The organism is Nonomuraea sp. CA-143628 (assembly GCF_050942315.1).
Taxonomy (GTDB): domain Bacteria; phylum Actinomycetota; class Actinomycetes; order Streptosporangiales; family Streptosporangiaceae; genus Nonomuraea.
This window is the reverse complement of the sequence record NZ_CP192072.1, coordinates 503,124-523,563: the sequence shown is the minus strand read 5'-3', so window position 1 is coordinate 523,563 and position 20,440 is coordinate 503,124. Positions and strand designations below refer to the sequence as shown.

Here is a 20,440-nt window from a genome sequence, read left to right as displayed (position 1 = left end):
GGCAACCATGCGCCCAGACGATCCGCCGTTGTCCCGCTATCGACCGGTGTCCCAGCTCCGGGTCGCGGTCCACGAGGTCGACCGGGCCGGTGTGCCCGCCGTGGACGCCCACGTTCACCTGGGCCGGTGGCTGAGCGAGGACGGGGACTGGACGGTCAAGGACGTACCGGCCCTGATCGGCCTGATGGACGAGGTCAACCTGCGCGGCATGGTCAACCTCGACGGCCGCTGGGGCACCGAGCTGGCCGCGAACATCGAGCGCTACGACGCGGCCCACCCCGCCAGGTTCGCCACCTTCTGCCACGTCGACTGGGCGCAGACGGCCGAGCCGGGCTTCGGCGAGCGGCTGGCCGCGCAGTTACGCCGCTCGGCGGCCGAGGGCGCGGCGGGGCTGAAGGTCTGGAAGGACGTCGGCCTGCGGGTCCGCGACCACCGCGGCGAGCTGGTGATGCTCGACGACCCGAGGCTGGACCCGCTGTGGGCGGCCGTCGGCGAGGCGGGCATCCCCATCGCGCTGCACACCGCCGACCCGGTGGCCTTCTTCGAGCCCGCCGACGAGCGCAACGAACGGCTCGAACTGCTGACCGCCCGCCCGGACTGGAACTTCTCCGGGCCGGAGTTCCCGCCGTTCGAGCGGCTGATGGACGCGATGGAGGCGATGATCGCCAAGCATCCCGCCACCACGGTGATCGGCGTCCACGCGGGCTGCTGGCCGGAGAACCTGGGCTTCGCGGCTCGGCTGCTCGACACGTACCCGAACTTCCACATCGACATCGCCGCCCGCGTCGCCGAGCTGGGCCGCCAGCCCAGGGCGACGCGGGCGCTGATGCTGCGCCACCCGGACCGGGTGCTGTTCGGCACCGACGAGATCCCGCCGGACCGGGAGAGCTACCGGATCCACTTCCGGTTCATGGAGACGGACGACGAGGCGTTCGCCCACTCGCTGGACGATCCGCCGCTGATGGGCCGCTGGACCATCTCCGGCCTCGACCTGCCACCGGACGTACTCGAACAGGTCTACTCGGCGAACACGCGCCGGCTCGTACCAAGGCTGACATGAGCGGCCACCGTGCCAGACGGGTACTTTCCTCGTAAAAACCTGCCTTTTACCTGCGCGTTCGCGGAATGGTCGGCGCGGTGGCGGACACCATCGTGGAGTGGAGCTTCTCAGGGCCGAGGGCCTGCGTAAACGCTTCCCGGGAGTGCTGGCGCTCGACGGCGTCGACCTGACCGTACGCGCCGGCGAGGTGCACGTCCTGCTCGGTGAGAACGGCGCGGGCAAGAGCACGCTCATCAAGATGCTCTCCGGCGCCTACCACCCGGACGAGGGCCGCGTGCTGCTCGACGGGCGCGTCGTGCACATCCGTACGGCCGGCGACGCGCAACGGCTCGGCATCGCCACCATCTACCAGGAGTTCAACCTGGTCCCTGAGCTCAGCGTGGCCGAGAACCTGTCGCTGGGCCGGCCGCCGCGCAGGTTCGGCTTCGTCGACACCAAGAGGATGCACGAGCGGGCCGTGGAGTTGCTGGCCCGGGTCGGCGTGGACGTCGATCCGCGGACGCCGGTCGCCCGGCTGGGCATCGCGCGCATGCAGATGGTGGAGATCGCCAAGGCGCTGGCCCTGGACGCCCGCGTCCTGATCATGGACGAGCCGACGGCGGTGCTCACCACCGGCGAGGTCGAGAAGCTGTTCTCGATCGTCCGCCGGCTCCGCGAGGACGGGGTGGCGATCGTGTTCATCACCCACCACCTGGAGGAGATCGCCGAGATCGGCGACCGCGTGACCGTGCTGCGCGACGGCCGCTCGGTCGGCGAGGTGCCCGCCGACACGCCCCAGGACGAGCTGGTCCGCCTCATGGTGGGCCGCCCGATCGACCAGCGGTTCCCGCGCGAGCGCGGCCAGGCGGGCGATCCGCTGCTCAAGGTCACCGGGCTCGGCCGCAAGGGCGTCTTCGAGGACGTCTCCTTCGAGGTGCGCGCGGGCGAGGTGGTCGGCCTGGCGGGGCTGGTGGGCGCCGGCCGTACCGAGGTCGCGAGGGCGGTGTTCGGCGCCGACCGCTACGACACCGGCGAGGTCACCGTGCGCGGCCGGCGGCCCGCGCCGGGGAACGTGGTCGCGGCCATGGAGGCCGGCCTCGGGCTGGTCCCCGAGGACCGCAAGGGCCAAGGGCTGGTCCTGGGCGCGGACATCGGCGAGAACCTCGGGCTGGTCACCATGCGCGAGGCCACCCGCGCCGGATTCGTCGACCGCGGCGGGCAGCGCCGCGCCGCCGCGGCGGTCGCGGAACAGCTCGGCATCCGGATGACCGGACTGGCCCAGGAGGTACGCACGCTCTCCGGCGGCAACCAGCAGAAGGTCGTCATCGGCAAGTGGCTGGAGGCCGACGCGGGGGTGCTGATCCTCGACGAGCCGACCCGCGGTATCGACGTGGGCGCGAAGGTGGAGATCTACCAGCTGATCAACCAGCTCACCGCTTCGGGACACGCGGTGCTCATGATCTCCAGCGACCTGCCCGAGGTGCTCGGGATGAGCGACCGGATCCTGGTGATGGCGCGCGGGCGGCTGGTCGGCGAGCTGTCCGCGGCCGAGGCCACGCAGGACGGCGTGATGGCGCTGGCGGTCGCCGAGGTGGCGGGTCCCCGTGGCCAGTAGCGTCTTCCTCAGGCGGTCCTGGCTGGCCGAGAACGGCGCGCTCGCGGCGCTCGTCGTGCTGGTCGTGGCGCTGTCGCTGCTGTCGTCCGACTTCCTCAGCGTGACGAACCTGCTCAACGTGGGCGTGCAGGCGGCCGTCACCGCGATCCTCGCCTTCGGCTCGACGTTCGTCATCGTCACCGGCGGCATCGACCTGTCGGTGGGCTCCGTCGCCGCCCTCTCCGCGATCGTCCTGGCGTGGACCGCCAGCGTCTCGGGCCTGCCCTGGCCGCCGGCCACCGTGATCTCACTGGCGGTCGGCGTCGCGTGCGGCCTGGTCAACGCCACTCTCATCGCGTACGGCAAGCTGCCGCCGTTCATCGCCACGCTGGCCATGCTCGGCATCGCCCGCGGCCTGACCCTCGTCATCTCCCAGGGCAGCCCCATCCCGATGCCGGACGCGGTCTCCCATCTGGGCGACACCATCGGCGGCTACCTGCCGGTCCCCGTCCTCGTGATGCTGGTCATGGGCGCCCTCGCGGCCGTGATCCTCAACCGGACCTATGTGGGCCGCGCGATGTACGCCATCGGCGGCAACGAGGAGGCCGCCCGGCTGTCGGGCATCAAGGTGTCCCAGCAGAAGCTCATCACGTACGCGCTGTCCGGCGGGTTCGCCGCGGTCGCCGGGATCGTCCTGGCCAGCCGCCTGGCCTCGGCCCAGCCGCAGGCCGCCGCCGGCTACGAGCTCGACGCCATCGCGGCCGTGGTCATCGGCGGCGCCAGCCTGTCCGGCGGCAAGGGCACAGCGCTCGGCACGTTCGTCGGCGCGCTCATCCTGGCCGTCCTGCGCAACGGCCTGAACCTGCTCTCCGTCTCGGCCTTCTGGCAGCAGGTCGTGATCGGCGTGGTCATCGCGCTCGCGGTCCTCGTCGACACGCTGCGGCGCAGGGGGATGTCATAGGAAAGGGATAGATCATGCGGATTCCCGCGCTCGTCATAGCCGGCGCCGCTCTCGCGCTCGGCCTCACCGCCTGTGGCTCCGCCGGCCCGTCAGGCTCGAACACCTCCGCCTCGCCGGGCGGAGCCAACATCAAGATCGGCATGACCTTGTCGACGCTGAACAACCCGTACTTCGTCCAGCTCCGCGACGGCGCGCAGGCCGAGGCCCAGAAGACCGGCGCCACGCTCACCGTCACCGACGCCCAGAATGACGCCTCCCAGCAGGTCAACCAGGTCCAGAACTTCGCCAGCCAGGCCATGAAGGCGATCATCCTGAACCCGGTCGACTCCAACGCGGCGGCGCCCGCGGCCAAGGCGGCGGAACGCGCCAACATCCCGGTCATCGCGGCCGACCGCGGCGTCAAAGGCGCCGAGGTGACACAGACCGTGGCCTCCGACAACGTGACGGGCGGCAAGCTGGCGGCCCAGGAGCTGGCCGAGCTGCTCGGCCACAAGGGCCAGGTCGTCGTGCTGCAGGGCCTGCCCGGCACCTCCGCGCACGACGACCGCGGGAAGGGCTTCACCGAGGGGATCAAGGCGTTCCCGAACATCCAGGTCGTGGCCCAGCAGCCGGCCGACTTCGACCGGACCAAGGGCCTCGACGTCATGACGAACCTGCTCCAGTCGCACCCCGGCATCAACGGCGTGTTCGCCGAGAACGACGAGATGGCGCTGGGCGCGATCAAGGCCCTGGGCGCCAAGGCGGGCAAGGAGGTCAAGGTCGTCGGCTTCGACGGCACCCCCGACGGCCTGAAGGCGGTCAAGGCGGGCACGATGAACGCCAGCGTCGCCCAGCAGCCCGCGCTGCTCGGCCAGCAGGCGATGGCCGCCGCGGTCAAGGCCGCCAAGGGCGAGAAGATCGACAAGACCGTGGCCGTGCCGGTGAAGGTCGCGACCACGGAGAACGTCGACGAGTTCAAGATCGACTGACCGGCGTCCAGGTGGCTAGTTTCTGGGCGTGAGGACCCAGTTCCAGCGGTCTTTGTTCCTGTCATGGCTACCGGTGAGCCGGGTCATCCGGGAGCCGTCGACGCTGACCAGCACCAGACCGTTGTCGAACTCGTTCCCGCACTTCCCCGCGCAACCGAGCGCGACCACGTTGTCGTTGTCGGCCCAGGCGAGCAGCTGAAGCACCTCCTGTTTGCCGACGACCGCTCCGGACCGGTCGGTGATGCGGGTCGGCAGGCCGTCACGGCCGAGGACCAGCTTGCCGTCGGGCGAGACCTTCGACCTGCCGGTGGAGTAGATGTAGTGGTCACCGGCCGGCGCCTCCCGCTGCCCGCCGTCGAGGTCGAGGAAGACCTTGCCCGTCCCGGTGACACTGGGCTGCCAGAGCAGCGATCCGTCCAGACTCCAGCCGAGATCCTGACGCGCGTTCGAGTTCCCGTCCCTGCTCATCGGCCCGAGCTCGTGGTAATCGGCCTCACCCGTGGCGACGTCGATGACGTAATAGCCGATCCGCGTGGACTCGGGCATCGACCTGGAATCCTTCCCCAGGACCTGCCACCGGTCCGGGTACTCGGAGTAGGCCGTGGCCAGGACCTTGGTTCCGTCGGGCGACCAGACCACCGAGCCCACGGCGTGCTCCAGCCCGATCCAGGCCTTGATCTGCCGGGTGTTCAGGTCGAGGATGCCCACCTTCTTGCCGATCAGGTCGCCCTCGACCACCGCGGCGAGCTGGAGTCCCGGCGCCACGTCCACCCAGGCCCAGGGGGTCTGCTCGTAGGTGTCATCGCGCGGGTCGTAGAGCGACCAGGTACGCCGGTCCCGCACCCAGTTGCCCTCCAGCTTCTCGACCTTGGTGACGGAGTATGCGGACAAGGCCACGTTCCCGGCCGCGACCAGCTTCCGCGGCGGCGCGTTCTCCTCGTCGCCGCGTACGTCGGTCGAGGTCACCGTCGGCCTGACCGGGACACTCACGCCGTCGGTCGCCGGGCGCACGGTCGTGTTGTCGCCCCGCAGGCCGAAGGCGAACACGGCGACGGCCACCGCCAGCCCAACGGCCAGCACCGTCGCGCCGATGGGCAGCCAGGCGCGCCTCCGTAGCGCCCGGTCCGCCAGGTCGTGCGGGACCCGCGCCTCCGAGGCCCACTCCTCCAGGGTGTCGCGAAGCAGTCGGCTCATGTCGCGGCCTCCAGTTCCATGGCCAGCTCGGGGGCGATCAGCCGCAGCCGGGCAAGTGATCGGTGCGTGGTGCTTCTGACCGTGCCGACCGAGCACCCCAGCTCGCGGGCGACCTGGTGGTCGGGCAGGTCTTCGAAGTAGCGGAGCACGAGCACCGTGCGCTGCTTCGGGGTGAGCTTGGCCAGAGCGCCGCGCAGCACCATGCGCAGCTCGCTCTGGTGCGTGCGGTCCGCTCCCGGCAGGTCGGGCGGGGCCGCCTGGACGATCTCGCCGCGCCGGTTGGCCGCGCGCCACCAGCTCACCTGCTGGCGGTACATGATCTGCCTGGCGTACGCCTCGGGCGCCTCGACCCGCTGCCATTTCGCCGCCAGCTTCGTCAGTGCGGTCTGGACCAGGTCCTCGGCTCCATGCTGGTCACCACCGGTGAGCAGGAAGCCGAGCCGCATCAGGGCGGGAGAGCGCGCAGAGACGAACTCGCGGAAGCCTTGCTCGTCCGCAGCGTCCACGACCACCTCCAAAGGGTTGATATCAGCCCTCAGACGCCGGGGATCCTGCCTCGCTATGCCTCTGCCGGGTAAGTATTTCTGACTGAACCGGATAAGCGCCGTTGACCGTGGCCCTGGTCATATGGAGTGGGTGGCCTAGGGTGTGGGCAGATAACCGGTTCACAGGAGGGTCTCGTGAAGCGACCGACGATCGCCGACATCGCCAGCCGGGCGGGAGTCTCCAAGGTGGCGGTCTCCTACGCGCTCAACGGTCAGCCGGGGGTGTCGGAGGCCACCCGGGCGAGGATCGTCGCCATCGCCGAGGAGATCGGCTGGCGCCCCAACAGCGCCGCCCGCGCGCTGAACGGCGCCAGGGCCAACACCGTGGGGCTCGCGCTGTGCCGTCCCGCGCGCTTCCTGGGCGTCGAGCCGTTCTTCATGGAGCTCATCAGCGGCATCGAGGGCGAGCTCGCGGACCACTCGTACGCCCTGATGCTCCAAGTGGTCGCCGACCATGAGCAGGAGATAGAGGTCTACCGGCGCTGGTGGGGCGAGAGCCGCACGGACGGCGCCTTCCTCGTCGACCTGCGTTACTCCGACGCCAGGGTGCCCGCCATGGAGCGACTGGGCATGCCGGTCGTGGTGATCGGCCATCCCGCCGAGTCGGGCCCGCTGCCGGCGGTCTGGTCCGACGACGGCGAGGCGATCCGCGAGACCATCGCCTATCTCGTCGCGCTCGGGCACCGCCGCATCGCCCGCGTCGCCGGACTGTCCGACCTGGTCCACACGGCCGTACGCGATCGGGCGTTCGCGGAGTCGTGCGCCGGCGCGGCCGAGCACGTGACCGTGCACACCGACTACACGGGCGAGGAGGGCGCCAGGGCGACCAGGCGGCTGCTCAGCTCGGCGGCGCGGCCCACCGCGATCGTCTACGACAACGACATCATGGCGGTGGCGGGCCTGTCGGTCGCCCAGGAGATGCGGCTCGACGTGCCGCGCGACCTGTCGATCGTCGCCTGGGACGACTCCCCGCTCTCACAGGTGGTCCGCCCGCCGCTCACCGCGCTGACCCGGGACATCCCGGCGTACGGAGCGCACGCCGCCCAGCGGCTGCTGGCCTTGATCGCGGGCGAGACCGTGCCCCCGTTCGAGGACCAGGCGGCCAGGCTGACTCCGCGCGGCAGCACCGGCGCCGTGCTGATCGACCAGCCTTGACTCATTGGATGGTGCGCCAGGACTGCTCTTCGACGAGTTCGCGGCTCCGCCAGCCGTCGGCGGTGCGCAGCATCCGGTGGTGATACCAGCCGCCGCCCTGGATCAGCCCCTTGCTGTCGGCGGAGACCAGTTCGCGCGCGGGAGCGAGCGTGTCGGCGAACGCCGCGCTCACGCGGGCCTCACCGGCCTCGAAGGCGATCCTCGTGGCGCCGATCAGGTGCAGCCGTCCGGGCCAGTTGGCCAGGACGTCGGCGAGCCAGATCTTGGCCTCGGCCCGCGTGCCGCGGATGCCGCCCGCCGTCCGGTAGTCGATCAGCGCGTCAGGGGTGAACACCTCGTCGAGCAGGTCCCAGTCCCCCGAGTCGATGGCGTAGGCGTAGCGGGCCAGCACCTCGGCGATCTGGAGGCGGTCGGCGATCTCGCGGTCGTCCATACGGCGATCCAACCAAACGCTTGCTACAAACGCCAGCCGGTTCAGTGCGCGTGGGCGTACTCGTCGCGCCGGCGCAGCATCACCAGCAGCATGAGCGGGAACATCGCCACGTGCGCGACCATCATCAGCCCCATCCCGTCGACGACCCCCAGCCACAACAGCGGGAACAACGGCACGACCGGCACGAACATGGCGGCGCACATCTCCAGCGTGCCGGCCCATCCGTGACCCCGGAAGCGCATCCAGACGGCCATGCCGACGGACATCTCGAACGCCATGAGCAGGTAGGCCAGTTCGGGATCCCGGCCGTACGACAGCCCGAGTCCGACGGCGTCGAACAGGAAGCCCAGCACGAGCATCCCGGCGAACATCGCGATGACCATCTCCACGTAATGCCAGGCGAATCGGCCCCATGATCTCTGTGTCATGCGCCGACTGTCCCACCCCGAGTCACCCCGCCAGAAGGCGGGCAAATCGACAGGTCCGGAAACTTGGGGTCCTGGTCCTTCCGACATAGGGTCTGGCCATGACCAGACGGCGGATCATCGTCATCGGGTACGCGGCGGCGGAGTTGCTCGACATCGCCTGCGTCACCACCGCCCTGGTGACGGCCAACCACCACGCCCGCCGCGCCCTCTACGAAGTGCGGCTCGCCACCCTCGGCGGCAACCCCATCACCTGCGGCACCGGGCTGACGCTGCAGGCCCAGGAAGTCCTCGAACGCGTCACCGGCCCCCTCGACACGGTCGTCGTCGTCGGCGGCATCGGCCACCAGGAGGCCGCGGAGAACCAGCCGATCCTGGCGCACCTGCGCCGGCTCGCCCGCGAGAGCCGCCGCGTCGCGTCGGTGTGCACGGGAGCCGGCATCCTGGCCGCGACGGGCCTGCTGGACGGCCGGCGCGTGACCACCCACTGGGAGTGGGCGCGCGACCTCGCCATCCGGCACCCCTCGGTGACCTTCGACCCCGACCCCATCTTCATCCGCGACGGCAACGTCATCACGGCGGCCGGCGTCACCAGCGCTCTCGACCTCACGCTGGCCTTCATCGAGGACGACCACGGCGCGGCCCTGGCCAGGAAGGTCGCCCGCACTCTGGTGACCTACCTGCAACGGCCCGGCAACCAGGCGCAGATGAGCATCTTCACCGGCGCGCCGGCGGGCGAGGACAAGCTGGTCAGGCAGGTGACCGAGTACATCACCAGCCACCTGGCCGCCGACCTGACCACCGCCACGCTGGCGGCCGACGCCGGGGTGAGCGAGCGTCACCTGACCCGGCTGTTCATCAAGGACCTGGGACAGACGCCCGGCCGGTTCGTCCGGCAGGCCCGTACGGAGGCGGCCGCCCACCTGCTGGCCTCGACCACCCTGCCCATGGCCGGTGTCGCGGCCCGCTGCGGCTTCGGCACGGCCGAGACGCTGCGGCAGGCGTTCGTGGACCGCTACGGGATCCCGCCGTCGCGCTACCGGCTGACGCAGCGATCGGCGTGAGTACTACTCGTCCGCCTTGAATTGGAAGCTGGTCGGCGGGGTGAAGGACGGGTTCGGCACGCCGTACACGAGCGAGATCTGCTCGTGCGCCTTGATCACGATGCTCGCCGGGTCGCCGGTGAACGGCTTGCCGTCGACCTGGGTGGTGAGGACCTTGCCGTTGCCGGTCCGCAGCGCGCCGATCTGGTTCCCCGAGAGGGTGACGCCCCACTGCTTGAAGATCTGGCCGAGGGTGTAGACCTCGCCCTTGGCGCGGGATTCGACGTGGATCACGCCGCGGCCGTCATGGGTGTGTACGGGGGTCATGTCCTCCCCCTCGATCCCGATGTTGGCCGGGACCGCCACCTCCTTGCCGTCCACGAAGAGGCTCAGATGGGCGTGGTAGTGCTCAGAGGTGCCCATCGGCCCGGCGGTGAGACCGGCGGCCTTCATCCCGGGGGCCGGGTCGTCCGGGACGGACCAGGGCGGCGTCCCGCCGTACGGCTGGGCGGGCTTGGCCGAGACGGTCTGGAAGATGCCGTACCCGGCCGCGGCCAGGGCGACCAGCGCGACGGCCGAGCCGATCCCCGCGGTCACCCACCTGCGGCGGCCCGGCTCTTCGATGACCGGCGACTCGGCGGGGCGTTGCTGGGATTCCGGCGTCTCAATCGTGGACATGGGCGCTCCTGGGCAACATGCGGCTTTGCGACCTTCAGCTCATCATCCGCGAAAGAGGATCAGCGCAGATGACGCCGCCACCGGCCGAATGTGGCCGTGCTTTACGGTCAGCGGCGTCACCTGGCCGTTGAATCGCCACGAAGTTCACATCGGGGCGATCTCTCCCCCGAAACCGGCTTCAACGCCCCCGATAGCGGCGAGAACCATCCAACAAAGGGTCCACGACGTTCAGAGGGCCGCAGGGCCCCTCGGGGAGGCACACGGATGCCGATCAAGGTCACCGTCTGGAGCGAGAACTACCACGAGCCACGCGAGGAGGACGTACGCCTGCGCTACCCGGAGGGAATTCACGGCGCCATCGCCGCCGGGCTGACCGAGCTGCTCGGCGACCGCGTACAGGTGCGCACCGCGATCCTGGAGGAGCCGGAGCACGGGCTGTCGGAGAAGGTTCTCGCCGAGACCGACGTGCTCACCTGGTGGGGGCACATGGCCCACGAGGAGGTATCCGACGAGGTCGTGGAGCGGGTGCATCAGCGCGTGCTCGGCGGGATGGGCCTGCTGGTGCTGCACTCGGGCCACTATTCGAAGATCTTCCGCAAACTGATGGGCACCACCTGCACGCTCACCTGGCGCGACGGGGCCGAGCGCGAGCTGGTCTGGACGGTCGCCCCCGGCCACCCCATCGCCGAGGGCGTACCGCGTCCGCTGGTCATCGGCGAGCAGGAGACGTACGGCGAGCCGTTCGGCATCCCGGAACCGGACGAGCTGGTCTTCGTCAGCAACTTCAGCGGCGGCGAGGTCTTCCGCAGCGGCTGCTGCTACCGCCGGGGCCTGGGCCGGGTCTTCTACTTCAGCCCCGGCGACCAAGGGCACCCGGTCTACCACCATCCCGACGTACGGCGCGTGCTGGCCAACGCGGTGCTGTGGGCCGCCCCCGCGTCCGGCGTCGGCGAGCCGCTGCGGAACGCCCACACCCCCATCACCTGGTAGGAGCCGCATGACCTTCATCACCCTCGACGAGGACCGTCCGCTGCGGGCCGTGGTCGTCGGCGCCGGGTACATCGGCGGCCAGTGGGCACCCGAACTGCTCGCCCATCCCGGCACCGAGCTGGTCGGCTGGGTGGACGTGGCCGAGGAGCGCGCCCGCGCCTCCGCCGCCGCCCTGGGCCTGGACGGGCTGCCCGTCAGCGCCTCGCTCACCGCCGTGCTCGACGGCGAGGAGCCCGACTTCATCGTCAACTGCACCGTCCCCGGGGCTCATCGCGAGGTCACCGTCACCGCCCTGGAGCGCGGGGTGTCGGTGCTCAGCGAGAAGCCGATGTCGATCACGCTCGACGAGGCGCGGAGCATGGTGAGCGCGGCGGACCGGGCGGGGCGGCTGTTCGCGGTCAACCAGAACCGCCGCTTCCTGCCGAACCTGGTGGCCTTCCGCAGGACGGTGGCCGAGCTCGGGCCGCTCGGGCTACTGACCTCGGAGTTCTTCATGCCGTACAAGGGGCCGCCGTTCCTGGACGCGCTGGAGCACCCGCTGTTACAGGACATGGCCATCCACCTGTTCGACGCGGCCCGCGCGGTGTCGGGGGCCGATCCGGTCAGCGTCTACTGCGAGTCGTTCCGGCCGGCGTGGACCTGGTACCCCGGCGCCTGCTCCGCCACGGCGATCTTCGAGATGACCGGCGGGCTCCGCTACACGTTCACCGGGAGCTGGTCCGCGCCCGGCCAGGCGACGTCCTGGACCGGCAGCTGGCGGGCCGCCGGCACGCACGGCACGGCACGCTGGGACGGCGAGCGACGGCCGACGGTGGAAGGGGCAAACGGCCACAAGGTACGCAGACATCCACCCGAACCGGACCAGTACCCAGGGCGGGCCCGGTTCAGCGGGCTGGCAGAGGGGCTGGAGGAGTTCCTGGCCGGGCTGCGTACCGGGCGGCCACCGCAGGGTGAGTGCCACGACAACATTCGAAGCCTGGCCATGGTGACGGCCGCCCTGGAGTCGGCCCGCACGGGGGCTCGGGTGCCGGTGGGGTTCGACGTCTGAAGGGCAAGCGGGTCAGGTCCGCGTCTTGGGACCGGCGTGTAGGTCAGGGCCGTGACAGCGGGTTGGGCAGCCGGGCCCAGCGGTCGCCGGTGGGGCCGCCTTCGAACTGCATCACCGTGTGCGCTTTGACGGGGAGCTCCGCGCCGAACAGCGCCGCCCGATCGGCGCGGGTGTCCGCGGTGGCGGGCAGGTCGTCGAACACCTGACCGGCCACCGCCGCCACCACCGCCCACAGCCGCCCCTCCACCTCCCGGTCGCCCTGCCCGAGAGCTGAGACGAGGCTGCTGAAGGTGGTGCCGACGAGCGAGCCGAACAGCTTGGCGTGCAGCTCCTCCGGATCGTCGGTGATGAGGCGGGCGCTGAGCGGCGGCGGCGTAAGGCCGTTGCGGCGCAGGCGCGCGGGGCTGACTCGGATGTCGGCCAGGTCCCGGTAGACCAGGCGGATCGGGCGGCCGTGACGGTCCAGGACGACCAGGAGGTTCTGCCCATGCGCCTCCAGCGTCACGCCGTACGCCAGCAGCCCCAGCGCCGCCTCCAGCGCCTGCCGCGCGAACTCCCCCAGCCACTCCACGGCCGCATCCAGACGTGGACTGCCGGACGGAGACTGGACGACACCATGGATGAACGGTTGGCCATCGGTCGGAGGCTGGACGATGCCGTGAATCAAGGGCGGGCCACCGCTCGAAGACCGGACGACGCCGTGAATCAAGGGCGGCCCACCGGTCGGAGGCCGGACGATGAGGGCCGCCACGGGAAGCACGGTCTCGCCCGCACCCGCGTACTCCGTCGGCGACTCGCGCACCAGGACCGCCAGGTCGGCACTGGGCTCGCCATCCACCACCGCGCAGGCGGCGGCCAGGTTGCGGGTGATCCGCAGCGGCCCGCCCAGCCGCCGGGCCAGGTGCACCAGCATGGCCGAGAGCGGCGCGCTGTCACGGATCGAGCCCGGCGAGATGTCCCGTACGTTGGACGTCAGCCGCGTGGAGAACGCCGTCTTGAAATGCGGCCCGCCGCCGACGGGCGCGAGTGTACGTACGCAGATCAGCGGCCTGGCCGCTATCCCACCGGCCACGAACGGCCGGAACCCCAGCTCCGGCAGCACATGCCTGCTCTGCCACGGATGGGCGGGCAGCAGCAGCCGGTCACCGTCGCGCAGCCAGTCGGGCCAGGCCCCGATGACCACGCACCGGGACGCCGGCACCGCCACCAGATCCAGATCGACGACGGGCCGGTGCTCGGGCATGTACGCCAACTGCTCCGCCACCGACACCCCTGGCCGGTTACGGCAGGACGGATGATAGGGATGCCCGTCCACCACACTCTGCTCGAACCACTCCAGCGACCCCTCCTCCGCCTCGGTCCCCAGCCCCAGCCTGGCTCCGGCACGCGCGAGTGCCAGTGAGGCGACACTGCGGTCCAGATCAGCGCCGAAGCGCTCCGATCCCGGCAGCCCGAGCGCGGCCAGCAGCTCGCCCGGCCGCGTGTAGGCCCGCCCATCCAGCAGCACCGCCGAGTCCTCCCCCATCTCCAGGTCGTACGCCAGGCGGCTGGGCCCGGTGAGCAGACGCCCATCGGCCAACCGGACCCGCCCGGCCGCGCTGTCCTGCCCGTCTGGGCTGCCCGGCCCGTCTGGGCTCTCCCGCCCGGCCGACCCGGGCACCGGCTCGTACAGCAGGCCCCGCCAGAGCAGGCCCAGGATGGTGGCCCGCGCCCCGGGCAGCGCCTCGGCGTAGGCGGCGGCCAGACCGGGACGGACCTGTGCCAGCTTTGCGGCAAATTCCGCTTCTGCCCGGCCTTGAGGGGGATCCTCCAATTCAATACTCATAACGGGTAGTTACCCCGTGTATGACCACCGATACGAGTGGTGAGGGATCCGCGATGGCGCACCATCCCGAGGGGCCGGACGCGGTACAGGTGACCGTCCGATCCGACCCGGACCGCAACCGAGACTGGAACCACGCCCGGTACTGGGACGGCGACCGAGACCGGGACCCGGACCACGACCGCGCCGACGCCCTGACGATGACGGCTCTCCTCAACTGCCTGGTCCGTGAAGTGGTCAGCCCCGAGAGCGGCCAGAACGACGGCCACCGGACCTACCGTCTGCCCACGACCGGCCACCTGCTGCGCGTACGCGCCGGACGCTACCCCGGCCACCCCGCCCTCTACACGCCCGGTGGCTGGCTCCCCCTGTCCCTGGACCTCCTGGTGGCGCTGACCGCCGAGGAGCTGACCGCGTACACCGGCGTGTCCAACCACACCCTCGCGGGCGAGATCCGCCACAGCAGGGACGTCGTCGCCACCCTGCTGTCCACCCGGCGAACCCCCACATCCAGCACCCAGCCGTTCATCGAACCCACCGAGCTGTTCCTACGGTCCGAGCAGGCCCTGGTCGCCGGGCACCGCTACCACCCGGCGCCCAAGGCCCGTGGCGGGCTCGGCCCGGACGCCTGGCTCCCCTACGCGCCCGAGGCCCGCGCCCGCTTCCCGCTGATCCTGCTCGGGCTGGCGCCCGAGATCGTGCTGGAGGAGGGCGACGCCACCGCGCTGGACGCCCTCGGACCGCCGCCGCCCGATGGCGGCGTCCTGCTGCCCGCCCACCCCTGGCAACTGGAGCTGCTGGGCGGCCATACCGCCCTACGGGACGGGCGGCTGCGGAATCTGGGCGAGACCGCCGCCGTACGGGACGGCCGACTGCGCTATCTCGGCGAAAGCACCGCCATAGCCGTGCCCACCTCTTCGCTGCGCACCGTGTACCTGCCCGACACGGACCTGTTCTGCAAGTTCAGTCTCGACGTCCGGATCACGAACGACGTGCGCCGCCTCTGGGCCCACGACCTGCGCCGGCTAACAACCATAGACAGCCGGCTGCGGGAGGTCTTCGACGACCTGCCCGCCCACCTGCCGAGACCGTCCGTACTCTCCGACCGGGGCTACCGCACCGTGGACCTCGGCGATGGCGGCGAGGCGCTGGCGGTGGTCGTTCGCGACGGCCTGGGGGCGCACCTGCGGCCCGGCCTGACGGCGCTGCTGGCGGCGGGCATCAGCGAGGGCTTTCCCGGCAACCCGCTCGACGGCCTCGACGAGGACCGGGCGCTCGCCTGGTGGCAGGGCTACCTGGAGCACGTCGTACCGCCGGTCCTGCACGCGTACCTGCGTCACGGTGTGGTCCTGGAGTGCCACCTGCAGAACGTACTGATCGGCGTGGACGCCACCGGCGCCCCGGCGCAGGTGATCTTCCGTGACCACGAGGGCGTCAAGCTGGTCGCCGACCGGCACCCGGACACGACACCGCGCGTCAGCGCGGCCTATGGCTGGGAGCGGCTGGTCTACTGCCTGGTGACCAACAATCTCTGGGAGATCGCCGGCGCGATCGAGGAGCGCCACCCCGGCCTCGGCGGCGAGCTGTGGGCGGGGGCCAGAGATCTGCTCGCCGGGTACGCGGCGGATCACCTAGAGGTCCGCACTCTGCTGGCCGCCGACCACGTGCCCGCCAAGGCCAACCTGCTACTGCGCTGGCTCGGCGCCGACGGCGGCGAGATGCGCTGCGTGCCCGTCCCCAACCCGCTGCGTGCCCGTCCCTGACCCCCCGGGTGCCCGTCCCTGCCGGCCCCTCTGCGTGCCCGTCCCCAGTCCCCTGCGACCAGTAGCCGGTCGGCACAGAAACCGTGACCATGGTCATCGCTATTAGTAACTGAATAGCTACTGTCAGTGACAGTGCCAGGTAGATAGACATGGGCGTGACCGACATCATCTCTGAAAGGAGAAGGTCATGCACACACCAGCCGCGTACGAGCCGCCGGCCCTGGCCGAAGTCGGCGATTTCGCCGACCTGACGCGCGGTTTCCCGTCAGGCTTCGTCCTTGATTGGGCCCCCCAGCCGTTCCAGTGGTTCTCCGGCTGACGGGCGGGAGCATCGGTGCTAGGTGAGATGTGGTTCGCCGTCCTCCCCGATGGTGAAGCCGGTCTTGCCGCGGCAGGCGTGCTGCTTCCTGGAGCCAGCCAGGTGATCGACCACGCCTCCGGGCGGCCGTGGTTGATCGGGGACTGGCCCGGCCACCAGATCCGTCTGGCGGCGGCGGGAGCGGCACGGGTGGCGGTGATCGGGCGCTGTCCGGTCACCGCCACTGACCTGGCCCTGCGGCTGGCCCGGATACCCGACGTGGAGCGGATCGAGCAGGTCGTCGCGGGGCTGACGGGCAGCTTCCACCTGGTCGCCTCGATCGACGGCCGGGTCGCGGTGCGGGGCACCGCCTCGGCCGTCCGCCGCGTCTTCCATGCCCGCGTACGCGGTGTGACCGTGGCCGCCAGCCGTTCCGACGTGCTCGCGTGGGCGACCGGCGGGCGGATCGACGAGCGGGTGCTGGCCACGCGGCTGCTACCGAGCGGGGTGGTCGGCCCGTTGCAGGACCTCTGTGTGTGGCGCGACGTCAGCTGCCTTCCCCCCGACCGTACGCTGCTGATCGAGCCCACCGGCATGACCGGCATCCGCACCTGGTGGCACCCACCCGAACCGGCCCTGCCCCTGGCCCAGGGGGCGACGGCGCTGCGCGAGGCGCTGACCGGCGCCGTGGACGCGTGCACCGCCGACGGCGGCACGATCAGCGCCGACCTGTCGGGCGGCATCGACTCCACCAGCCTCTGCTTCCTGGCCGCCCGCGGCCGGGCGAGCCTGATCACCGTGCACTGCGAGGGCATGGACCCCGGCAACGACGACCCGGCCTGGGCCTTCCGCGCGGCCACCGGCCTGCCGGATGCGACGCACCACGTCATCGGCAGCGACGAGCTCCCGCTGTGGTTCGCCGGGCTGACCGAGCCCCAGCCGTCGATGGAGGAACCCTCCGGCTGGGTACGCGACGCGGCGCGGCTGGCCGACCTGGCCTGGCGGCTGAGCACCGCCGGTTCCCGGCTGCACCTGATGGGGGTCGGCGGCGACGAGCTGTTCTCGGCGCTTCCGCCCTACCTCCACGATCTGGTCAGAGACCGGCCGTTCACAGCGCCCGCACACCTGCGCGCCCGCCGGGCCCGCTGGCGCAGCTCCTGGTGGCGGATGCTGCGGGCGGTGGCCGACCGCACCGACCACCCGGCCTGGCTGGAAGGCTGCGTCGCCGATCTGAGCACCACGGCCGCGACCGCAGACCCGTACTCGATGGCCTGGGGACCGCCGCTGCGCATGCCGCCCTGGGCCACCGCCTGCGCCGTGCACGCGGCCCGCGACGTACTGGCCGGGATCGCCGCCGCGCGGCCGGCGCCGCTGTCGCCGCGGCGCGCCCAGCACCAGACCCTGCTCTACGCGCGCACCGGCGGGGCCGGGCTGCGCCAGATCGACCAGGCCACCTCACGCCTGGGTCTCCCGTACGCCGCACCGTACCTGGACGACGCCGTGATCGAGGCCGCGCTGTCGGTACGGCCGGACGAGCGCGCCGGCCTCGGCCGTTACAAGCCGCTGCTGGCGGCCTCGATGGACGGCGTCGTGCCGGCCGAGATGCTCGAGCGCTCGACCAAGGGCGAATACGGCGCCGACTTCTACGCCGGCTGGCGGCGCCATCGTGACAGCGTGCTGGAGCTGTTCGAGGCGTCGGAGCTGGGCCGGCTCGGGCTGATCGACACCGGCGCCCTGCGTGCCGCCCTGCTCGGCGTGCACCCGCGGCCACACGTCATGGAACCCCTGTCGCAGACGCTCGCCTGCGAGATATGGCTGCGCTCACTGACCCCACACCGGATGCCGGCCATGACCACGGGAGACTCCTGATGCCCTTCAGCCTGCGCGGCGGCGTGTCCGCCGCGCACTCCATCGACGGCATGGTGCTGCTCGACGAGCACGCCGGCCGCTACTGGCAGCTCAACGCCACCGCCACGCTGATCCTGCGCGCCCTGCTCTGCGGCGCCTCTCCGGGCGAGGTGGCCAAGAGGCTGACCGGCAACCACCCGGGGCTGTCCGTCGAGCAGGCGGACCGCGACGTCGCCCACCTGCTGGCGGCCCTGCGCCGAGCCGGACTGGTGACGCCGTGAGCCACCCGATGACCTCCGAGTCACGCGCTCGGACTTCACTGGCCAGGACATCGGCGGCGCTCCTCGCCGTCGCCGCGGCCCGGCCACTGGCCGGGCTCAGGCCGTACCGCATCCGGCGCGTCCTAGGGGTGATCCGGCGCGGCGCCGTCGCCGCCACCGCCGCGCAGGCCCTGGCCGCCAGGGACGACGTGGTCGCCGTGAGCAGGCGCTGCGCCGGGCCCGCTTGCCTGCAGCGCTCGCTGGCGACGGCCATCCTGTGCCGGCTCCGGGGCACCTGGCCCACCTGGTGCGCGGGGGTGCGCGTGGAGCCGTTCCGCGCGCACGCCTGGGTGCAGGTGAACGGGCAGCCCGTCGGCGAGTCCTACCCGGCCGGCTACTACCGGCCGATCATGACCGTCGCGGCCCCCCAGACCGCCCCATGAGGCCGGGGGCGATCCACACCCGCTCACTGCGCAAGTCCTACCAGGGCATGCGCGCTGTGTGCGGGATCAGCCTGAACGTCGAGGCCGGGGAGATGTTCGGCTTCCTCGGGCCCAACGGGGCCGGCAAGTCCACCACGATCTCGATGCTGTCCACGCTGCTGCGGCCCAGCGGCGGCCGGGCGCTCGTCGCGGGCATCGACGTGCGCGACGACCCGAAGGAGGTACGCCGGCGCATCGGGCTGGTCTTCCAGGAGCCGACCGTAGACGCCGACCTGACCGTACGCGAGAACCTCGCCTTCCACGCCACGCTCTACGGCCTGGGCAAACACGACGCGCGCCGCCGCGTGGCCGAGGCCGCGGACCTCGTGGGCCTGACCGGCCGCGGCGACACACTGGTACGCACCCTGTCCGACAGCATGAGACGCCTGCTGGAGATCGCCCGCGGGCTGCTGCACGAGCCGGGGGTGCTGTTCCTCGACGAGCCCACGGTGGGCCTGGACCCGCAGGCCCGCGCGGAGATCTGGGAGCATCTGCGCGAGCTGCGCCATCGCCGGGCCATCACCGTGTTCCTGACCACCCACCACCTGGAGGAGGCCGAATACTGCGACCACATCGCCATGGTCGACCGGGGCCGGGTGGTCGCCGACGACTCCCCGGCCGCGCTGAAGCGACTGATCGGCACCGACCGCATCCATCTGCGCACCGGCGACGACCAGGCCGCGGCCGCCACGCTGTCCGACTATCTGGGCCTGTCCAGCGCGTGGGGGCCTGACGGCCTGTACGTCCAGGTGACCGACGCGGCCACCGCCATCCCCTGGGTGTGCACCGTGCTGCGGGTGCCCGTCCACTCGATCGAGGTACGCCGTCCCAGCCTCGACGAGGTGTTCCTGCGCTACACCGGCCGGACCTTGGACGGCGTGTCACGTCCGGGGGTGTGGCCGTGACCGTCGACGCCCGTCCCTCCCTCTGGTCACGTCTCCTGCGCCGGGTCTGGTGGGAGACGCGGGCCGCCCATGTGGTGTGGCAGCGCGAACTGCTCCACTATGTCCGCGACCCGGCCCGCCTGATCATGACCCTGGTCCAGCCGGTCGTGTACCTGCTGGTCCTCGGCACCGGGCTCGGCGCCATGCTCCCAGGGGGTGACGGCTATCTCACCTACCTGTTTCCCGGCGTACTGCTGATGACCGTCCAGGCGCCCGCCATCGCCATCGGCGCCTCCGTCGCGGTCGACCGCGAGGCGGGCTTCCTCAGGGAGATGCTGGTCGCGCCCGTCCATCGGGTGAGCCTGCTGGCGGGCCGGTGCGCGGGCGCCGCCACGGTGGCCACCTGTCAGGGCGTGTTCGTCCTGGGTCTGGCAGGGGTGGCGCACATCCCGTACGCGCCTGAGCTGATGCTCGCCCTGGTCGCCGAGCTGGCGCTGATCGCGTTCACCATGACCGCGTTCGTCGCCCTGCTGGCCGTGGTCATCTCCCCGACGCCGTCCTTCCACGCGGCGCTGGGGTGCGCGCTGACGCCGCTGGTGTTCCTGTCGGGCGCGCTGTTCCCGATCGCGGGCCTGCCGGGCTGGTTGACCGCTCTCATGATGGCCAACCCGCTCACCTACGTGATCGACCTGCTCCGGCGGACCATCGCCCCCTACCTCGCCCGGCCGGAGCCCGCCGCCGTCCACTCGCCCGTCCTCATGGAGCTCGCCGTCACCGCCGGAGTCGGCCTGTTCTCTCTCCTACTGGCCGCCCGCCGCCTCTCCCGCCCCCACTGAGGCCGTCCAGAGGCACCCCCTCCCCGACGGACGGGCTATCCGTCCTCAGGACCCCCAGCCACCACGCCATGTTCCTCTTCACCCCCGAAGGGGGCACCTCTCCAGAGGGACCTCAGGTCGCCCTCCTCACCCCCGAAGGGGTTTTCTCCCAGAAGGACCCCAGCCACCACAGAC

Annotated in this window: 21 protein-coding genes; 15 read left to right on the top strand and 6 right to left on the bottom strand. The window is 71.4% G+C overall.

The window, feature by feature from the left end; genetic code table 11:
- Positions 1–7 precede the first annotated feature (7 nt).
- From ACQP2T_RS02500 to ACQP2T_RS02485, 4 genes are all read left to right on the top strand, one after another.
- On the top strand, positions 8–1,060 hold the full coding sequence (locus ACQP2T_RS02500; RefSeq protein WP_433514571.1) for an amidohydrolase family protein: 1,053 nt from the start codon (positions 8–10) through the stop codon (positions 1,058–1,060).
- Between the two features lie 97 nt (positions 1,061–1,157).
- Positions 1,158–2,654 (top strand): sugar ABC transporter ATP-binding protein, encoded by a 1,497-nt coding sequence (locus tag ACQP2T_RS02495; RefSeq protein WP_433514570.1) that lies wholly within the window; start codon positions 1,158–1,160, stop codon positions 2,652–2,654.
- Positions 2,644–3,594, top strand: a complete 951-nt coding sequence (locus ACQP2T_RS02490) for an ABC transporter permease (protein WP_433514569.1) — start codon at positions 2,644–2,646, stop codon at positions 3,592–3,594. The genes ACQP2T_RS02495 and ACQP2T_RS02490 overlap by 11 nt, the downstream gene beginning before the upstream one ends.
- Positions 3,595–3,608: 14 nt before the next feature.
- Complete coding sequence (locus ACQP2T_RS02485; RefSeq protein ID WP_433514568.1) at positions 3,609–4,562, top strand: substrate-binding domain-containing protein; 954 nt, start codon at positions 3,609–3,611, stop codon at positions 4,560–4,562.
- 15 nt (positions 4,563–4,577) lie between these two features.
- Here the strand turns inward: ACQP2T_RS02485 and ACQP2T_RS02480 are convergent, their stop codons facing one another.
- On the bottom strand, positions 4,578–5,756 hold the full coding sequence (locus tag ACQP2T_RS02480) for a hypothetical protein (protein WP_433514567.1): 1,179 nt from the start codon (positions 5,754–5,756) through the stop codon (positions 4,578–4,580).
- Positions 5,753–6,262: a SigE family RNA polymerase sigma factor gene (locus ACQP2T_RS02475; protein ID WP_433514566.1), complete on the bottom strand. Its 510-nt coding sequence runs from the start codon at positions 6,260–6,262 to the stop codon at positions 5,753–5,755. Before ACQP2T_RS02475 ends, ACQP2T_RS02480 begins: the two co-directional genes overlap by 4 nt.
- A 174-nt stretch (positions 6,263–6,436) precedes the next feature.
- On the opposite strand from ACQP2T_RS02475, the gene ACQP2T_RS02470 reads away from it, so the two are divergent.
- Positions 6,437–7,456 (top strand): LacI family DNA-binding transcriptional regulator, encoded by a 1,020-nt coding sequence (locus ACQP2T_RS02470; RefSeq protein ID WP_433514565.1) that lies wholly within the window; start codon positions 6,437–6,439, stop codon positions 7,454–7,456.
- Position 7,457: 1 nt separating this feature from the next.
- Here ACQP2T_RS02470 and ACQP2T_RS02465 read toward each other — a convergent pair whose 3' ends face one another.
- On the bottom strand, positions 7,458–7,889 hold the full coding sequence (locus ACQP2T_RS02465) for a nuclear transport factor 2 family protein (RefSeq protein ID WP_433514564.1): 432 nt from the start codon (positions 7,887–7,889) through the stop codon (positions 7,458–7,460).
- A 41-nt stretch (positions 7,890–7,930) separates the two neighbouring features.
- Positions 7,931–8,317, bottom strand: coding sequence for a hypothetical protein (locus ACQP2T_RS02460; protein ID WP_433514563.1), 387 nt, complete (start codon positions 8,315–8,317; stop codon positions 7,931–7,933).
- A gap of 98 nt (positions 8,318–8,415) precedes the next feature.
- Here ACQP2T_RS02460 and ACQP2T_RS02455 point away from each other — a divergent pair, with 98 nt between their 5' ends.
- A complete protein-coding gene (locus tag ACQP2T_RS02455) occupies positions 8,416–9,378 on the top strand; it encodes a GlxA family transcriptional regulator (RefSeq protein WP_433514562.1) in 963 nt (320 codons plus the stop codon).
- A gap of 3 nt (positions 9,379–9,381) precedes the next feature.
- Here ACQP2T_RS02455 and ACQP2T_RS02450 read toward each other — a convergent pair whose 3' ends face one another.
- Entirely contained in the window at positions 9,382–10,035 is a 654-nt protein-coding gene (locus ACQP2T_RS02450) for a hypothetical protein (RefSeq protein WP_433514561.1), read from the bottom strand.
- Between the two features lie 264 nt (positions 10,036–10,299).
- Between ACQP2T_RS02450 and ACQP2T_RS02445 the strand changes: the two genes are divergently transcribed.
- Positions 10,300–11,025 carry a ThuA domain-containing protein gene (locus ACQP2T_RS02445; RefSeq protein WP_433514560.1) on the top strand — a complete coding sequence of 242 codons (726 nt, stop codon included), beginning with the start codon at positions 10,300–10,302 and terminating at the stop codon, positions 11,023–11,025.
- Positions 11,026–11,032: 7 nt separating this feature from the next.
- Positions 11,033–12,073, top strand: a complete 1,041-nt coding sequence (locus ACQP2T_RS02440) for a Gfo/Idh/MocA family protein (protein WP_433514559.1) — start codon at positions 11,033–11,035, stop codon at positions 12,071–12,073.
- 43 nt (positions 12,074–12,116) lie between these two features.
- Here the strand turns inward: ACQP2T_RS02440 and ACQP2T_RS02435 are convergent, their stop codons facing one another.
- Positions 12,117–13,898 carry an IucA/IucC family protein gene (locus ACQP2T_RS02435; RefSeq protein ID WP_433514558.1) on the bottom strand — a complete coding sequence of 594 codons (1,782 nt, stop codon included), beginning with the start codon at positions 13,896–13,898 and terminating at the stop codon, positions 12,117–12,119.
- 53 nt (positions 13,899–13,951) lie between these two features.
- On the opposite strand from ACQP2T_RS02435, the gene ACQP2T_RS02430 reads away from it, so the two are divergent.
- From ACQP2T_RS02430 to ACQP2T_RS02400, 7 genes are all read left to right on the top strand, one after another.
- Complete coding sequence (locus tag ACQP2T_RS02430; protein WP_433514557.1) at positions 13,952–15,658, top strand: IucA/IucC family protein; 1,707 nt, start codon at positions 13,952–13,954, stop codon at positions 15,656–15,658.
- 187 nt (positions 15,659–15,845) lie between these two features.
- Entirely contained in the window at positions 15,846–15,977 is a 132-nt protein-coding gene (locus ACQP2T_RS02425; protein ID WP_358431348.1) for a lasso RiPP family leader peptide-containing protein, read from the top strand.
- A gap of 15 nt (positions 15,978–15,992) precedes the next feature.
- The gene (locus tag ACQP2T_RS02420) at positions 15,993–17,825 is read left to right on the top strand and encodes an asparagine synthase-related protein (protein WP_433514556.1); all 1,833 of its coding nucleotides are present in this window, start codon (positions 15,993–15,995) and stop codon (positions 17,823–17,825) included.
- A complete protein-coding gene (locus ACQP2T_RS02415) occupies positions 17,825–18,085 on the top strand; it encodes a lasso peptide biosynthesis PqqD family chaperone (protein WP_433514555.1) in 261 nt (86 codons plus the stop codon). The genes ACQP2T_RS02420 and ACQP2T_RS02415 overlap by 1 nt, the downstream gene beginning before the upstream one ends.
- Entirely contained in the window at positions 18,082–18,507 is a 426-nt protein-coding gene (locus ACQP2T_RS02410) for a lasso peptide biosynthesis B2 protein (protein WP_433514554.1), read from the top strand. Before ACQP2T_RS02415 ends, ACQP2T_RS02410 begins: the two co-directional genes overlap by 4 nt.
- Positions 18,504–19,451 carry an ATP-binding cassette domain-containing protein gene (locus ACQP2T_RS02405; RefSeq protein ID WP_433514553.1) on the top strand — a complete coding sequence of 316 codons (948 nt, stop codon included), beginning with the start codon at positions 18,504–18,506 and terminating at the stop codon, positions 19,449–19,451. Before ACQP2T_RS02410 ends, ACQP2T_RS02405 begins: the two co-directional genes overlap by 4 nt.
- Positions 19,448–20,266, top strand: a complete 819-nt coding sequence (locus tag ACQP2T_RS02400; RefSeq protein WP_433514552.1) for an ABC transporter permease — start codon at positions 19,448–19,450, stop codon at positions 20,264–20,266. Before ACQP2T_RS02405 ends, ACQP2T_RS02400 begins: the two co-directional genes overlap by 4 nt.
- Positions 20,267–20,440: the final 174 nt, after the last annotated feature.

Excerpts from the sequence above, each read along its gene's own strand:
- ACQP2T_RS02500 (WP_433514571.1), top strand. The coding sequence starts at position 8 with ATGCGCCCAGACGATCCGCCGTTGTCCCGCTATCGACCGGTGTCCCAG.
- ACQP2T_RS02485 (WP_433514568.1), top strand. The coding sequence starts at position 3,609 with ATGCGGATTCCCGCGCTCGTCATAGCCGGCGCCGCTCTCGCGCTCGGC.
- ACQP2T_RS02480 (WP_433514567.1), bottom strand. The coding sequence starts at position 5,756 with ATGAGCCGACTGCTTCGCGACACCCTGGAGGAGTGGGCCTCGGAGGCG.
- ACQP2T_RS02465 (WP_433514564.1), bottom strand. The coding sequence starts at position 7,889 with ATGGACGACCGCGAGATCGCCGACCGCCTCCAGATCGCCGAGGTGCTG.
- ACQP2T_RS02460 (WP_433514563.1), bottom strand. The coding sequence starts at position 8,317 with ATGACACAGAGATCATGGGGCCGATTCGCCTGGCATTACGTGGAGATG.
- ACQP2T_RS02455 (WP_433514562.1), top strand. The coding sequence starts at position 8,416 with ATGACCAGACGGCGGATCATCGTCATCGGGTACGCGGCGGCGGAGTTG.
- ACQP2T_RS02450 (WP_433514561.1), bottom strand. The coding sequence starts at position 10,035 with ATGTCCACGATTGAGACGCCGGAATCCCAGCAACGCCCCGCCGAGTCG.
- ACQP2T_RS02445 (WP_433514560.1), top strand. The coding sequence starts at position 10,300 with ATGCCGATCAAGGTCACCGTCTGGAGCGAGAACTACCACGAGCCACGC.
- ACQP2T_RS02440 (WP_433514559.1), top strand. The coding sequence starts at position 11,033 with ATGACCTTCATCACCCTCGACGAGGACCGTCCGCTGCGGGCCGTGGTC.
- ACQP2T_RS02435 (WP_433514558.1), bottom strand. The coding sequence starts at position 13,898 with ATGAGTATTGAATTGGAGGATCCCCCTCAAGGCCGGGCAGAAGCGGAA.
- ACQP2T_RS02430 (WP_433514557.1), top strand. The coding sequence starts at position 13,952 with ATGGCGCACCATCCCGAGGGGCCGGACGCGGTACAGGTGACCGTCCGA.
- ACQP2T_RS02425 (WP_358431348.1), top strand. The coding sequence starts at position 15,846 with ATGCACACACCAGCCGCGTACGAGCCGCCGGCCCTGGCCGAAGTCGGC.
- ACQP2T_RS02415 (WP_433514555.1), top strand. The coding sequence starts at position 17,825 with ATGCCCTTCAGCCTGCGCGGCGGCGTGTCCGCCGCGCACTCCATCGAC.
- ACQP2T_RS02405 (WP_433514553.1), top strand. The coding sequence starts at position 18,504 with ATGAGGCCGGGGGCGATCCACACCCGCTCACTGCGCAAGTCCTACCAG.